The following is a 15004-nucleotide window of genomic DNA, read 5'->3' as shown; positions in this document are numbered from 1 at the left end:
TGGGCAAGGATAAAAAATAAAACTATCAATACTAAATCGAGGTAAAACCTAAGGGAGCATGACTTCCCTAAGTAGGTTTGGCGCAGTGTGAGAGATTAAAGAAGCTCTACAGACTGCTGTGCAATTACAAACTCTTCGTTTGTTGGGATAACCATTGCAACGGCATCCAACATCTCAGATTTTGCAATAATGCCTGAGTCACCGAAACGAGCAGACTCGTTTCCTTTTTCATCTTCAACAAAACCTAGAAGTTTTAGGTTGTTCAAGATTTCACGGCGAATTGGTAGTGAGTTCTCACCGATACCACCAGTAAAGATTACTGCGTCTAGGTTAGACAGTGGAATCATGTAAGAGCCAATGTATTTAGCTACACGGTAAGTGAAGACTTCAAACGCAAGCTTAGCGCCTTCGTGACCTTCTTCCATCGCATCTAGGATACCGCGAGCATCAGAAGTCAGGCCTGAAACACCTAAGAAACCAGATTTCTTGTTTAGTGCATCGAATACTTGTTCAGTTGTCCAACCTTTCTTGATTAGGAATTCGATAACGCCTGGGTCAAGGTCACCAGAACGTGTACCCATCATAAGGCCAGCTAGCGGTGTGAAGCCCATTGAAGTATCAACTGACTTACCGTTTTCAATCGCACAAACTGATGCGCCGTTACCTAGGTGAACAGAAATGAAGCTTGCTTCGTCAATGTTCTTGTCCAGCATTTTAGCTGCTTCACGAGATACGTAGTAGTGGCTAGTACCGTGGAAACCGTAACGACGGATACCGTACTTAGTGTACAGCTCGTTTGAGATAGCACCGGTAAATGCTTTTTCTGGCATTGTTTGGTGGAACGCTGTGTCAAATACAGCAAACTGTGGAAGCGCTGGGAAAGCTTCCATTGCTGCACGAATACCGATAGCGCCTGCAGGGTTGTGTAGAGGTGCAAGATCAGAAAGAGCTTCAATCTCTGCAGTGACTTCTTCGGTGATACGTACAGTCTTAGTGAACTTCTCGCCACCGTGTACGATACGGTGACCGATAGCAACGATGTCGTTTGAGAAACCAAGTTCTTCAGTTAGACCTACTAGCTTGCCGATAGCGATCTTATGGTGGCTGTCGTCGCCTTCGATAGCGATTTCAGTTTTCTCACCATTGAATTTCCAACTCATGCGAGACTCTGGAAGACCAAAACATTCACCTAAACCAGTAAGAACATCATCACCCGTTGCTGCATCAATCACAGCAAACTTAAGAGATGAACTACCTGAGTTGATAACCAGTACAAACGATTTCGACATGAGTATAATCCTGTAATATAAAAAGGTGTGGAGCACCCTGTTTTGTTGAGCCTATTATTCAATAATTTTTGAGTGTTTCAACTTTTATTTAGCCATATCAACAAAAGTTAAAGCCTTTTTTTGATATACATCAAGTTCTGAATTTGTTCACACCTCAAATTATATCAGCATAGCGCAACCGTTTGCGCCTTATAGAATGAGAAGTGTGCAACATGTTGAGCTTACTACATCCAATTGCATGACAATTAAAAATATTTTGAGTTGTATGACAATTGAGACACTCAGGTTCTATCATAGCATTTAGGAGCATAATTACTACGATGAATATTGGAGAAGTTGCCAAACTGACTGGCCTCACTGCAAAATCAATTAGACTCTATGAAGAAAAAGGCCTGATTCTGCCCCCGACCCGCACAGAGAGTGGCTATCGTGATTATGGCGAAAAACAGATTCAACAGCTCACTTTGGTGGCTCGCGCAAAAGCGGCAGGCTTTTCACTCATCGAGTGTAAAGAGTTTGTCCAACTTGCTGAAAACCCGCATCGCACGAGTAAGCAAGTTAAAGCGCATGCACTGGAAAAACTAGAGGAAGTCGAGAAAAAAATTCGTCATTTAGAAGAAATTCGTGCCCAATTGAAAGCTTGGGTGGTGAGTTGCCCAGGAGATGAAGGAAGTGAGTGTCCGATTATTGATGACCTGACACACCCTACTGTTGGAGGCTGAAGGCTAAAGGTTGGGCGTGAAAAGAAAAACGACCATTTTCAGGGTTTGTACAACCCTGAAAATGGAAGCGCTAGTTAGAAGAAGTTGATTTCGCCTCTTCCGCCATTGTTAGATTTCTTCGGTTTGTCTTGCGGCTCAGGTTTCTTTTGCGAGCTTGCAGAAGATTTTGATTTGCTCTTTTGAGAAGAAGATTTGTTTTTCTTCTTTTTGGTTTGTTTTGGCTCAGGTTCAACCGCTTTTGGTTGTTCAACCTCTTCAACGGGTGGTTGGTCACAAACTACGACGTAGTACTCTTGGTTAAACTCAAGAAAGTCACCGTCATACATTTTTCTGCGTTTGCGGATTTCAAGCTCTCCATTTACCGCGACATAGCCTTCAGCTATATAGTGTTTAGCTTGACCACCACCATCAACGACATTGGCAAGCTTTAATACCTTATACAGCTCGATAGGCTGAGACGAAACTTCGACACCAATCGCTTCGATTTCGATCTCTTCTTGAAACTCTTCTTCCACACTTAACCTCAATTGTTCTTTCTACATCGCTGAGAGCGATACAAGCGTCTTAGTGTAATCGTGTTTTGGGTCAGTAAACAAGGTTTGTGTATCACCCTGCTCTACGATCTCCCCTGCTTTCATTACGATGGTGTAGTGGCATAGCGATTTAACTACATTAAGATCATGACTAATAAACAGGTAGGTTAAGCCATATCGCTCTTGTAGAGACTTCAGCAGATCCAACACTTGCGCTTGAACGGTGCGATCAAGCGATGACGTTGGCTCATCCAGCAAGATAAATTCAGGTTTGAGTATTAATGCGCGTGCAATCGCAATGCGTTGGCGCTGACCGCCCGAAAACTCATTTGGATATCGGTGCCGTGTTTCTGGGTCTAAGCCCACTTCAAGCATCACACCTTTAATGCGCTCATCGAGTTCGGCCTCTTCCAGATCATGATGAACACGCATCCCTTCGCCAATCACTTGTGCAACTGACATTCTTGGATTCAGCGCAGAGAATGGGTCTTGAAAGACCACCTGCATACGGCTGCGATACGGCAGCATCCCTTTTCTATCGAGAGGCTGTATATCGCTGTTGCCGTATTCAATTGTCCCTTCCGAGTCGACAAGTTTGAGGATCGCTAGGCCGGTGGTCGATTTACCCGACCCCGATTCACCGACAACACCGATGGTTTGCCCAGATTTAAGTTTGAACTGCATATCGGTAACGGCTTTTACATGATCCGTGGTTCTTTTAAAGATCCCAGACTTTATTGGAAACCAGACTTTTAATTTGTCCACACTTAAAAGCGTTGCTGCATCATCTTTCATCATCACTGGTTCCCCACGGGGGTCAGAGTTGATGAGCATTTTTGTGTAAGCATGATTCGGTGCCGAAAACACTTGCTGACACGCACCCACTTCAACCAGGTCACCACTTTTCATTACCGCTACACGATCAGCGATTTGACGTACGATACTCAAGTCATGAGTAATGAACAGCATCGCCATGCCTAACTCTTTTTGAAGGCTTTTCAGTAATTCGAGTATCTGAGCCTGCACTGACACATCCAGTGCGGTTGTTGGTTCATCCGCGATTAACAGTTCTGGCTCATTAATCAGCGCCATCGCGATCATCACACGTTGCCGTTCACCGCCAGACAACTCATGAGGATAAGCATCAATTTTTTGCTCTGGATGACGAATTCCTACTTTAGATAGCCACTCTAGCGCTAAAGCGCGCGCCTTAGTCGCGCGCATGCCACGGTGTATCTCCAGCGTTTCAACTAATTGCTTTCCGACTTTGTGCAGTGGATTTAATGACACCATTGGCTCTTGGAAAATCATCCCAATACGACCACCACGAATGCCCCTCAGTTGACGCTCTGAGCAACTCAACATATCGATGCCATCGAAAGTGATCGTCCCACCTTGATATTCAACTGTTGATCGTGGAAGCAGCTTTAAAATGGAATTGGCGGTCACGGATTTACCCGACCCACTCTCACCCACTAACGCCAGGGTCTCCCCTTTATTAATTGCCAAGGAAACGTCCTGTGTGACAGTGCGCGTACCCTCTTTACTCTTGAAACCAACCGTTAGATTAGAAATATTCAGTAATGTCTCAGTCATCGGTTAGTGTCCTTTCTGGTGAGGGTCAAATGCGTCACGTACGGCTTCGCCAATAAACACAAGCAGCGTCAACATAATAGAGAGAACGGCAAAAGCAGAAAGACCAAGCCAGGGTGCTTGTAGATTCGCTTTGCCCTGAGCTAGTAGCTCACCTAAAGAAGGCGAGCCAGCGGGTAAACCAAAGCCAAGAAAATCAAGCGAGGTTAATGTCGTGACTGAGCCTGAAAGAATGAAAGGCATCATGGTTAATGACGCGACCATTGCATTAGGCAACATATGACGCCACATGATGCGCTTATCATCCACCCCCATCGCTTGAGCAGCTCTGACGTAATCGAAATTTCGGCAGCGTAGAAACTCTGCACGAACGATGCCGACTAACCCCATCCAACTAAACAGGACCATAATGCCGAGTAGCCACCAGAAGTTCGGTTCAACAAAACTACTCAAAATAATGAGCAAAAATAGGGTTGGCATGCCGGACCAAACTTCAATAAACCGCTGACCGAAAAGATCGAGCCAACCACCGTAATAACCCTGACTAGCGCCAACAGCCACCCCAATCACACTCGACACTATTGTCAGCACAAAACCAAACAGTACTGAAATCCGGAATCCGTAAATCACTCGAGCGAGTACGTCGCGCCCTTTGTCGTCAGTTCCTAACAGGTTGGCCTCACTTGGCGCTGATGGAACTGAACCAACAACGTCAAAGTTAATCGTGTCGTAGCTAAATCGAATCAATGGCCAAATCAAAAAGCCCTTCTCTTCTATAAGCTCTACCACATAAGGGTCGGTATAGTCTGCTTCGGTCTCAAACTCACCGCCAAAACGAGTTTCAGCGTATGGCTTAGCGATAGGGAAATACCAGCCGCTATCGTAGTTAACTACCAATGGCTTATCGTTGGCGATAATCTCCGCGAACAAACTCAAGACAAATAAAATGGAAAAGATCCATAGTGAATAGAAACCACGCTTGTGATTGCGAAATGTTTCCCAGCGCTCTTCCCACATCGGATTGCGATGTTTATTTTTACGACTCAATAGCATCTTAACGTGCCTCAAAATCAATGCGCGGATCAACCCAGGTATAGGTTAAGTCCGAAATGATACTCAAAATTAATCCCAACAACGTCATGATGTAAAGTGACGAGAACACCACCGGGTAATCACGCTGAATAGTCGACTCAAAGCCAAGTAAACCAATACCTTCCAACGAGAACATCACCTCTATCAACATTGAGCCTGTGAAGAAAATACTGATAAACGCACTCGGGAATCCAGCGATGATGATCAGCATCGCATTGCGGAAAACATGACGGTACAAAATCTTGTTATCGTCGAGCCCTTTGGCTCGCGCTGTGACCACATATTGTTTGTTGATCTCATCAAGGAATGAGTTTTTGGTTAGCATGGTTAAGGTAGCAAAACCACCAATTACCATCGCCAGTGTTGGCAGTGTCAAATGCCAGAAATAGTCACCAATTTGTTGAATTAGGGTCATTTGATCAAAATCTGATGACACTAAACCGCGTAAAGGGAACCAACTAAAGTAGTTACCGCTAGCAAAGAAAATAATCAAGATAATGGCAAATAAAAACCCAGGGATTGCATATCCCACAATCACCACTGCACTCGACCATATATCAAACCGAGAACCGTGATGAATGGCCTTCATGATGCCTAAAGGAATGGAGACGAGATAGATGATCAGCGTACTCCACAAACCAAGAGATATGGAGACAGGTAGACGCTCAATGATTAAGTCAATGACATTCCCCCCTTTAAACAGGGAATCACCGAAATTAAACGTGGCATAGTTTTTCAACATGTCCCAATATCGTTCAAGAATCGGTTTATCGAAACCAAACTGCTTTTTGATCTCTTCAACCACTTCGGGGTCTAATCCACGCGAGCCTTTATAGCCTGTTGCGGACGTGTCTTGACCTGAAGGCAAGTCAACTTCACTGCCCCCACCGGAAAAGCGCTCCATAATGCCCGAAGAGTGGCCTTCTAACTGTGCAATCGCTTGCTCGACTGGGCCACCAGGCGCAATTTGAATAATAAAGAAGTTAATGGTGATGATTGCCCACAGAGTTGGTATCACTAAGAGCAATCGTCGAAAAATATAGGCTGCCATATTGGTTGTTCTGTATCCTTACTGACGTTTAGCAGGTAGTTTCTGTGCTTTCTCTTTTGATACCCACCATGTATCGATCGCTAAATCGTATTTTGGCGTAATTTCTGGACGCTCAAATTTATCCCACGTCGCCACACGATAGATACTGCTGTGCCACTGAGGGATAATGTAGAAGTTCCATTGGAAATATCTGTCTAACGCGCGACCAAGCGCCAATAGCTTTTCTGGGTCTTCTTGGCTTTCAGAGATTTCAAGTGTGAGTGCGTCTACTACTGGGTCAGCAACCCCTGCTCTATTATAAGTTGAGTCTATATATGACGAGTGCCAGACAATCATCATGTCTGGGCTTGGGTGAGTAAAGGCTGGGTATGCGGATGACACCATATCAAAATCACGTTCACGCAGGCGTTTAATGTACTGCGTGGTATCAATCGTGCGGATCTTCATATCAATACCCATACGCTTAAGATTCTTTTGCACGGGTATCGCGATACGCTCTGTCGTTGGACTGTAGATAAGCAGCTCAAAACTCATCGGCTCACCAGTCTCAACATTTGTCATAACTTTATTTTGTAGCTCCCAACCCGCTTCTTTTAGCAAAGCAAACGCCGTGCGCATTTGAGCTCGGATACGACCCGAGCCATCGGTCACTGGTGGCTGGTATTCTTCGGTATAAACGCGTGGGGGTATCTTGTCGCTGAACGGCTTTAACACCGCGACTTCCTCGTCACTCGGCAAGCCTTTGGCCTCATATTCAGTATTTTGGAAGAAACTACGAGTACGTTCATACTGGTTGTAGAACATATTGGCGTTCATCCATTGGAAATCGAGTGCATAGTTCAGAGCCTCTCGTACCTTAGGGTCACCAAACATCGGTTTTTGGATATTGAAGACTAAAGCCTGTGTCCCCGTTGGTTTTGAATGCGGTATCTCTTCTTTCTTTATAAAACCTCGGTCGAAGTTAGCACCTGTGTATGAATTTGCCCAGAACTTGGCTGACGACTCTTCTCGATAATCAAATTCACCGGCTTTAAACGCTTCAAGCATAACGGTTTCATCGCGATAGTAATCGTATTGAACCTGTTGGAAGTTGTTGCGCCCTATGTTGACAGGTAAATCTTGCGCCCAGTAATCCTCGACCAACTCGTACGTCAACGATTGACCTGACTTATAAGTAGAGACTTTATAAGCCCCGCTACCTACAGGCGGTGTATCTAATGGCTCGGAAAAGTCTTTCCCTTTCCAAAAATGCTTTGGAAGTACAGTCATCGTCTGAGCGAGACTAAAGAGCTTTTCGCGATTCGGCGTCTTCATCTCAATACGAGCGGTTTTATCATTAACCGCTTTTACGCTCTCTACATCTTGATAATAGACGCGGTATTGAGGCACACCCTTAGTCATAAAGGTTTCGAACGTAAACTCGACATCATGAGCGGTAATGGGTTGACCGTCATGGAACTTCGCAGCGGGATTAATATCGACTTCTAACCAAGAGTAATCATCAGCATAACGAATCTTTTCTGCGATCAGTGGATAGTAGGCATCCACTTCATCAGCGGGACTAAACATCAAAGTGTCATACAACTGCCCAGTCGCCGCTCCCGCAACGCCTCGCGAAGCGTAACGGTTGAAGTTATCGAATGTCCCGACTTGTCCGTAGGTCACTTTGCCGTATTTAGGGGCTTGGGGGTTAACGTAATCGAAATGAGAAAAATCGGCGGGGTATTTCGCTTCTCCGAACCCAACAAGGCGAGTGGTTTCAATGACCGTTACGTCTGGTTCAGTTTCAGCCTGAACCGCTAACGCCACAAGTGTCATAGAAACACCCAACACTACCTGTTTCATTTTTCCCATTGCTGATTCCTTACATTCCTTTAGGGATAGAATTTGAGTATAACCTACTGAAAAAGAAAAAGACCAGTTGGTTTCCCGAACTGGTCTTGAGACAACAAATTTACCCGAAGGTTTGATCTATGACTCTATTAATATTGTGTCAACACTTTTACATCACCAGTAACAGCCGATGCGTCGACATAACCAATCGCGTTCACGTCACTTTTCACGGCATTGATGACAGCAGAATAATCGGCAACTTGGATTGGCGCTTCTGCTTTACCAGTAAACACCAGGCGAGACCAAGCAGATTGAAGCTGTGATTCACTACGACCTGTTGATACTGAGTGAAACGCCAAGCGACCTTCTGCGCCATCCGTTAGCTCAATAATTTTAGCCGTTTGGCCGTTTGGAAGTTGTGTCTTTTTTCCCATGAATAGCTTTTTCACGTCACCTTCACTCAGTGCATCAACGCCTGATGAGTTGCCGATCACAACCATACCTGCTGATACATTGAAAGCTAGAGCCGCTGTTGCTAGAAGAGTTAGTAGTTTCTTCATGTTTTCTCTCCTTAGAATACGAAGTCTAGTCGTGCTGAGTAGACAAGTGAGCTGTCTTCATACTCGTTGCCAGAAACCTGAGGCACATTTGAGGTGAACCCGCCACTCGTCTCTTTGTAATCGACGTAAGTTACATCAAATTTGAGAGCCATATTTTTTGTGAAATCCCAACGAGATCCTACCGAGTATGATATACGCTCATAGCTCATAGACAACGCAAGTGGTGAGCCAGTACGCTCTTCGTTGTCTGTTGTTTCTACCCAACCTGCAGCTAGGTACGGAGTAAATTTACCCACACGATAGCCTAGAAGACCTGTAACTGAGCGGTAGTCATAAAACTGACCCTCTAGTTGAACATCAGCAGCTTCAATATTCGCGAGTAAATCACCATTATCATACTGAGCGCCTAGCGAAATAAACTGTCCATCTTGCCCAGCGACAATACCGTGGGCTACGGTGCAAGCGTCTGTTTTACTCGTAGGGTCTGTAACCGTACAAGTCGGATTTGCCTCAGCCGCAAAATAAGAACCACGAAGCATCAAGTCCTCATGGATCCACTGCGCACTTAATCCGTACATGCCATCAAGATCTACCTCACCGAATACAGAGTCATCCTCATCGATTTCACCTATACCCACTACAGGTTGAAACAGTAGCGTTGAGTTTTCAAACTCCACTGGAATCAGTAGGTCAGCACCGGTGTAACCCTTCAATACAAGGTTTTCATACAGCTCTTGTGACGGACGAATCATTGGGTATGCGTAGCCTACATCTGTGTAATCAGAGTAGAAGAACAGTGGCAAGCGAAGCTTACCCGCACGAGCAGTGAACGATTCAAACGAATAGCTCGCGTAAGCCATTTCAATCTTTGGAGCGTAGTCGTAGCGACTGTTTGATACGATTTGAGTAACAAACTTTGAACGGTCGTTGATTCTGAAATCAAACTGCAGACCCGCTAACGTTTCTTGTTCCCAATCTACTTTTTCATCTGTGTAACCAGCGTAGCCCACTGCGTTATCTGATTGTCCAATTCCTACAGAACCAAAACCACTGATTCTTAGATCATCCCATCCAGCAGCTTTCGCGCCTAATGATAAACTCACTAAAGCGGCAACGAGTGTTCTTTTCATTTTTAACTCCACTACGTTAATACGTATTATTGTTTTGTCGTTCATTGAACGAATTTTGAATAAGCAACCCCCTGCGCAACCATGTGTCACACATATTGATATCGAAGGGGGATTGTTTTTTGTAAGAATTAACCGACCTTAAAGTGACCCGTTAATTCAGATAGGTTTGACGCGATATTATTAATATCTTGCGCAACTTGATCGAGTTCTCCGACACTTTCAGCAGTGCCGTGCGCCATATGGCGAATATCGTCGACAAAGCTTTCAATACGAGATGACGTTTGTTCTTGTTCTTCCGTTGCAGCTGCAATCACTTCGTTACGTTGACTAATTTCTGCCACGTCCGAAGTGATACGAATCAGTGATTGTTCAGCAATAAGCGATTTATCAACGCACTCTTCTGCTTTAGTTGCACTTTCAGCGATGATAGCAGCGGCAGTTTTAGTCTGTTCTTGCAATTGATGTAAAACCGTTTGAATCTCTTGAGTTGATGTCTGAGTTCTCGAAGCAAGAGTACGTACCTCATCGGCAACAACCGCAAAACCCCTCCCCTGCTCGCCTGCTCGTGCCGCCTCAATGGCAGCGTTCAGCGCTAACAAATTGGTCTGCTCGGCAATCGCGCTGATGGCATCAAGAATCGATCCAGCACTTTGTGTATTATGGTCGAGTTGTTGAACCACTTCCGATGCATTTCGCACATCGTTTGTTAACTCTTGAACTGCCGTAATCGTACTCTTCACTTGAGCTTCACCATGTGACGCCTGTTCACTAGCGCTCATCGCGGAAGTTGATGCGTCGTTCGCATTTTGAGCGATATTACGAGCTGCAGCGAAGAGTTGCCCGAGTGATTCGGATACTTCTTCAATAGACGTGGTCTGTTTCATCGTTAACTGACTGGTTGTACGGCTCGAATCCACCAGTGAGTTTGAAATCATATCGAGCTGGCTAACATTCTGAATAGTATTCGTTACGTTATTCTGCAGTTTTTCTACGAAAGCATTAAATGATTCAACAAGGTCACGTAATTCATCTTTTTTATCATGAACTAGGCGAACCGTTAAATCTCCCTCACCTTTCGCAATATCATGCATCTTGTCTGTGATTGAACCTAAGTCAGCACGAATACCACGAACGACAAAGAAACCCATAATAGAAATAAGCGACAAAGCAAGACCACCCAGAATAAGCATAATAGCTTGAGCCTGTGAGTTATTCTTTTCAAGCGTCGCAACAGATGATTCGAAATCTGCTTGACGTGCTGTAGAAAAATCATCCATTGCAACTGTAATACGTTCAAGTAACTCGCTATTGTCAGATGCTAATTTAGCGGCTTGTTGCAGATTAATATCCCCTTCTATCATGCCATAAGCGACTTTATAAGCTGACTCAAAATAAACATTGATATCTCGCTCTAAGGTATTTACTTGAGATGCTAAGTTAGGCTGAAGCTTTTGTTGGAGCTGGAAGTTAGCGACAATTTGTTCAACAGTTGTGCGATTGACTTCAAGCATTTCTTCGTCACCGATAGTTACAGCGAGATTAAAACGCTCTGCTAATTGATTAATTAATACACTATTCAGTGAAGCCGAGTTCATGATTGGATAGTAAACTTTATCGATATCGGTCACTTGGTCAGTATTACTTATTAAAGCATTTCCACCGACAGTCAAAACACCACCAAAACCAGCTACAGACAGTAAACACAAACTTACTATTTTATTTTTGATAGACAGCGACAACATAGCTTTCCCTAACTGCAAATTAAATATTTCTATCGTCTCGATAAAAATATGATAACTGTTATTTTTGTTACCTTTTGTTACAGCGCGAAATATATCAGAAGCAGGTTTATAAAAGAATATGGTTAAATGATATTTTTACTAGCCATTATTTTGGCTAACGACAAATTTACAGCACAATATAATTTACTAAAATATAAAACATAGACTTATGAGTAGTGATACAAAAATGGCGCCAAATTGGCGCCATTTTATGTGCTTTCATTTGTGATGAATATCACGGTTTCTAACTACGCAGTTATCAGAAACCACAATCAGTTAGAGTGAACAACTATATCTACTAACGGTGACTAATTATGTGCGATACAGTACTTTAACCACGTGCCAACCGAACTTAGTTTTCACTAAATGTGGCACCAGTGTTTCGCCAGAAAAACACACCTTATCAAACTGTGGTACCATTTGGCCGCGTTTAAACTCACCTAAGTCACCACCTTTTTTACCGGAAGGACAAGTTGAATATTTACGCGCTAGCGTTTGGAACTTAGCCCCTTTTTTCAATTGTTTTATAATATCTTCAGCTTGTTCTTTATGCTTTACCAAAATATGAAGCGCAGCTGCTGTATTCGCCATCTCGAGAAACCCTTAGAAAAATGTGTGATCAGTATAACAGTTTATGGGTGCAGACTCACTACTGTAACTATGGTTACGTTAACTTAAGGGCTATCGAAGTCTTTAACGCATTGCCCATAAGTCCTGGTAATATAGTGCGTTAGCAGTAAAGGATCGAATTATCATGGCGAAAGTAGAAAGTAAGGCAAATCAATCCCAAGGTATGTTGATGTTTAAGCTCAACATGCAACAGCAGCTCTTTGCTATTGGTACACTTAAGGTTCGCGAGATCGTGCCCTACCAGCCAACAACTCAGATCCCTTACTCTCATCATCATGTTGTCGGGACGGTAACTATTCGAGGTAAGACAATTCCCGTTATCGACATGCCTGGAGCAATTGGGTTTCGACCGATACAACCTGAAGAGTATTCAAACACCTATCTGATTGTCACTGACTGTTTGAGAACCGTCGTGGCGTTCATGGTTCGTTCGATTGAAAAGATCATCGAGTGTAACTGGCGCTCGATTGAGCCTGCTCCAGAAAGTGCTGGTAAAGATGTGTTCGTAACGGGTATCGCTCGTTTTGAAGATCAAATTGTTCAAATGCTCGATGTCGAACTATTACTTTCAAAGATTTACCCTCAATACGAGTCTGCAACGATCCCGATGGTGACGGATGTCGAGCGAGAGCTTCTCAAGCAGATGAACATTCTGCTTGTTGATGACTCGTCTATCGCGCGTAAACAGTTGTCCGATGCCTTAGATAGCATCAACATCAGTTATCACATTTCAAACAATGGCTTAGATGCGCTTGATAAAATGCGAACGGCTGCCGCAAATGGTCAAGCATTTGACTTGCTAGTCAGTGATATCGAAATGCCAGGATTAGATGGCTATGAGTTGGCTTTTGAAGTGCAAAACGATAAATCACTCAATCATTGTTATCGTATCTTACACACGTCTTTATCCAGCGAGATTTCCGTCGATCGCGCCCACCAGGTCGGCGCACACGACGCATTAGAGAAATTCAACGCCGGAGAGCTTGTTAAGTCGATGCTTAAAGGTGCAAAGAGTATCAATGATCAGCTAGTGGCTTAATGTACGTATAACACTTTACCGATATATCTTAGGTTAGCGTTATGGCTCATAATAAAACCAACCTACCCTCCAAAACATGCCCAGTTTGCCACCGGCCTTTTAGTTGGCGCAAGAAGTGGCAGCTAAATTGGGAACATGTCGTTTATTGTTCAAAACGCTGTTCAACACAAAGAAAACAGAGTGGTTAAAGCGAGTTTAAGTCCGAAAGGTAAGATAGTGCCGTCTCTAGTGTCGCGTTTTGCTCTTGATCATCGAGGTTATCCCAACCTCGATACACCATATTCATCCTAGGATTTTTCGTTAAGCGTTCTCGATGTTTAACCATAAAGCGCCAGTACAAAGCATTAAATGGACAGGCGTTATCGCCACTTCTGGCTTTTATGTTGTACTCACACCCCTTGCAGTAATCACTCATTCTATTGATGTAGGCCCCCGATGAGACATAAGGCTTAGACGCAATTAGCCCACCATCCGCGTATAACGCCATACCAATCGTGTTTGGCAGTTCGACCCACTCTATCGCATCGATATAAATGCCCAAATACCACTCATGAACTTGTTTGGGTTCTATTTCAGCCAACACGGAAAAATTCCCGGTGATCATTAATCTTTGAATATGATGTGCGTACGCATAGTCAAGAGATTGGTCGATAGCATGCTTCATGCAACTCATTCTCGTTTGACCGCTCCAGAAGAAGTCAGGCAACACATTATTGTGTTGTAGAAAGTTTTTCTTTTCATACCCTGGCATGTTCGCCCAATACATGCCGCGAACATATTCGCGCCATCCTAGAATTTGACGAATAAACCCTTCTACTTGTGCTAGCAGTGAGCGGTCAGGACGCTTGTTGTAAACATCTAAAGCAGATTGAATCACCTCCATCGGTGATAGGAGCTTACTGTTTAATGCGAACGAGAGGCGGCTATGGTAAAGGCTCCACTTGCTATCACCTTCCTGGGTCATAGCATCTTGAAAAGTGCCAAACGTTGGGAGACAAATCTGACAAAAATGTGCGAGGAGATTGAGTGCTTGACCTCTGTTAACGGGCCACAAGAGTTGTTGTTCAACGCGACCAAAACCCATTAACTCATGCCGTTGTAACCTATCGATAATATCCGCGACATTATTAGTGAAAACTAATGGTTGAGGCACGTCATCAATATCCGCCTGCTTGAGCTTTTTGCGATTCTCTACATCATAGTTCCATTTTCCACCTTCAGGCTGCTGCTCTTCATCAACCAAAATACGATGCGTCTTTCGCATTTTTCTGTAGAAGTTTTCTAGCCTTACAGCTTTATTACTTGGAAATGTCTGAAGGAGATCTTCAAATCCACATAGAAAGTGCTCTGTATCTGCTTCAACGCTAACAACTGATTCTATCGACAACTGTCTTAGCTGTGACAGTAGTCGATACTCGTCAGGCCTTTGGTAATGGAACTGCTGCGCTGAAGTGATTTGGCATATTGAGACTATCAGCTCAGGTAAGTCTTTGAAGTTTTCCGTATCATCGAGTGTAAGGTGTAAGACGTGGTGCCCTTCGCTGACGAGTTCTTGTGCAAATGACTGCATCGCGGCAAAAAAAGCGACCTGTTTTTGCCCGTGATGACTAACGTATTCTTGCTCTTGTTTAAGCTCGGCAACCACAAATAGAACATCATTTGATAATTGTTGAAACCACGAATGTTGAGCGTTGAGTTGATCCCCCAAGACCAGTTTAACGTGGGTAATATCCACAACCTTTAGCGAATCT

Annotated in this window: 14 protein-coding genes; 3 read left to right on the top strand and 11 right to left on the bottom strand. The window is 43.9% G+C overall.

Translation table 11 applies throughout. The features are described from left to right. Positions 1–95: 95 nt before the first annotated feature. On the bottom strand, positions 96–1289 hold the full coding sequence (locus tag GT360_RS16795; RefSeq protein ID WP_164650115.1) for an acetate/propionate family kinase: 1194 nt from the start codon (positions 1287–1289) through the stop codon (positions 96–98). 320 nt (positions 1290–1609) lie between these two features. Here GT360_RS16795 and cueR point away from each other — a divergent pair, with 320 nt between their 5' ends. Further along, positions 1610–2011, top strand: coding sequence for a Cu(I)-responsive transcriptional regulator (gene cueR, locus GT360_RS16790; RefSeq protein WP_164650114.1), 402 nt, complete (start codon positions 1610–1612; stop codon positions 2009–2011). Between the two features lie 74 nt (positions 2012–2085). Here the strand turns inward: cueR and GT360_RS16785 are convergent, their stop codons facing one another. The 9 genes from GT360_RS16785 to ppiC all read right to left on the bottom strand — a co-directional run bounded on the left by GT360_RS16785 (position 2086) and on the right by ppiC (position 12175). Beyond that, complete coding sequence (locus GT360_RS16785) at positions 2086–2526, bottom strand: RNA-binding S4 domain-containing protein (protein ID WP_164650113.1); 441 nt, start codon at positions 2524–2526, stop codon at positions 2086–2088. A gap of 21 nt (positions 2527–2547) precedes the next feature. Further along, positions 2548–4140 carry an ABC transporter ATP-binding protein gene (locus GT360_RS16780; protein ID WP_164650112.1) on the bottom strand — a complete coding sequence of 531 codons (1593 nt, stop codon included), beginning with the start codon at positions 4138–4140 and terminating at the stop codon, positions 2548–2550. 3 nt (positions 4141–4143) lie between these two features. Continuing rightward, complete coding sequence (locus tag GT360_RS16775) at positions 4144–5154, bottom strand: ABC transporter permease (protein WP_394242532.1); 1011 nt, start codon at positions 5152–5154, stop codon at positions 4144–4146. Positions 5155–5191: 37 nt separating this feature from the next. Further along, a complete protein-coding gene (locus GT360_RS16770) occupies positions 5192–6280 on the bottom strand; it encodes a microcin C ABC transporter permease YejB (RefSeq protein WP_164650110.1) in 1089 nt (362 codons plus the stop codon). An 18-nt stretch (positions 6281–6298) separates the two neighbouring features. Continuing rightward, positions 6299–8134: an extracellular solute-binding protein gene (locus tag GT360_RS16765; RefSeq protein ID WP_164650109.1), complete on the bottom strand. Its 1836-nt coding sequence runs from the start codon at positions 8132–8134 to the stop codon at positions 6299–6301. A gap of 128 nt (positions 8135–8262) precedes the next feature. After that, the gene (locus tag GT360_RS16760; RefSeq protein WP_164650108.1) at positions 8263–8673 is read right to left on the bottom strand and encodes a type 2 periplasmic-binding domain-containing protein; all 411 of its coding nucleotides are present in this window, start codon (positions 8671–8673) and stop codon (positions 8263–8265) included. Positions 8674–8684: 11 nt separating this feature from the next. Next, positions 8685–9803, bottom strand: coding sequence for an outer membrane protein (locus tag GT360_RS16755; protein ID WP_164650107.1), 1119 nt, complete (start codon positions 9801–9803; stop codon positions 8685–8687). A gap of 128 nt (positions 9804–9931) precedes the next feature. Beyond that, positions 9932–11398 (bottom strand): methyl-accepting chemotaxis protein, encoded by a 1467-nt coding sequence (locus tag GT360_RS16750; RefSeq protein WP_239502697.1) that lies wholly within the window; start codon positions 11396–11398, stop codon positions 9932–9934. 498 nt (positions 11399–11896) lie between these two features. Then, entirely contained in the window at positions 11897–12175 is a 279-nt protein-coding gene (ppiC, locus tag GT360_RS16745) for a peptidylprolyl isomerase PpiC (RefSeq protein ID WP_164650105.1), read from the bottom strand. Positions 12176–12338: 163 nt separating this feature from the next. On the opposite strand from ppiC, the gene GT360_RS16740 reads away from it, so the two are divergent. Further along, positions 12339–13253 carry a chemotaxis protein gene (locus GT360_RS16740; protein WP_164650104.1) on the top strand — a complete coding sequence of 305 codons (915 nt, stop codon included), beginning with the start codon at positions 12339–12341 and terminating at the stop codon, positions 13251–13253. Positions 13254–13294: 41 nt separating this feature from the next. Beyond that, positions 13295–13441 (top strand): DUF2256 domain-containing protein, encoded by a 147-nt coding sequence (locus GT360_RS16735; protein WP_164650103.1) that lies wholly within the window; start codon positions 13295–13297, stop codon positions 13439–13441. On the opposite strand, the gene GT360_RS16730 is transcribed toward GT360_RS16735, so the two are convergent. Further along, on the bottom strand, positions 13438–14988 hold the full coding sequence (locus GT360_RS16730; protein WP_239502696.1) for a cryptochrome/photolyase family protein: 1551 nt from the start codon (positions 14986–14988) through the stop codon (positions 13438–13440). The genes GT360_RS16735 and GT360_RS16730 overlap by 4 nt on opposite strands. Between the last annotated feature and the right edge of the window lie 16 nt (positions 14989–15004).

The sequence above is a fragment of the Vibrio astriarenae genome (genome assembly GCF_010587385.1).
Classification (GTDB): Bacteria; Pseudomonadota; Gammaproteobacteria; order Enterobacterales; family Vibrionaceae; genus Vibrio; species Vibrio astriarenae.
This window is presented reverse-complemented; position numbering and strand designations above follow the sequence as displayed.

Excerpts from the sequence above, each read along its gene's own strand:
- GT360_RS16795 (WP_164650115.1), bottom strand. The coding sequence starts at position 1,289 with ATGTCGAAATCGTTTGTACTGGTTATCAACTCAGGTAGTTCATCTCTT.
- cueR (WP_164650114.1), top strand. The coding sequence starts at position 1,610 with ATGAATATTGGAGAAGTTGCCAAACTGACTGGCCTCACTGCAAAATCA.
- GT360_RS16780 (WP_164650112.1), bottom strand. The coding sequence starts at position 4,140 with ATGACTGAGACATTACTGAATATTTCTAATCTAACGGTTGGTTTCAAG.
- GT360_RS16775 (WP_394242532.1), bottom strand. The coding sequence starts at position 5,154 with ATGTGGGAAGAGCGCTGGGAAACATTTCGCAATCACAAGCGTGGTTTC.
- GT360_RS16770 (WP_164650110.1), bottom strand. The coding sequence starts at position 6,280 with ATGGCAGCCTATATTTTTCGACGATTGCTCTTAGTGATACCAACTCTG.
- GT360_RS16765 (WP_164650109.1), bottom strand. The coding sequence starts at position 8,134 with ATGGGAAAAATGAAACAGGTAGTGTTGGGTGTTTCTATGACACTTGTG.
- GT360_RS16760 (WP_164650108.1), bottom strand. The coding sequence starts at position 8,673 with ATGAAGAAACTACTAACTCTTCTAGCAACAGCGGCTCTAGCTTTCAAT.
- GT360_RS16755 (WP_164650107.1), bottom strand. The coding sequence starts at position 9,803 with ATGAAAAGAACACTCGTTGCCGCTTTAGTGAGTTTATCATTAGGCGCG.
- GT360_RS16750 (WP_239502697.1), bottom strand. The coding sequence starts at position 11,398 with ATGAACTCGGCTTCACTGAATAGTGTATTAATTAATCAATTAGCAGAG.
- ppiC (WP_164650105.1), bottom strand. The coding sequence starts at position 12,175 with ATGGCGAATACAGCAGCTGCGCTTCATATTTTGGTAAAGCATAAAGAA.
- GT360_RS16740 (WP_164650104.1), top strand. The coding sequence starts at position 12,339 with ATGGCGAAAGTAGAAAGTAAGGCAAATCAATCCCAAGGTATGTTGATG.
- GT360_RS16735 (WP_164650103.1), top strand. The coding sequence starts at position 13,295 with ATGGCTCATAATAAAACCAACCTACCCTCCAAAACATGCCCAGTTTGC.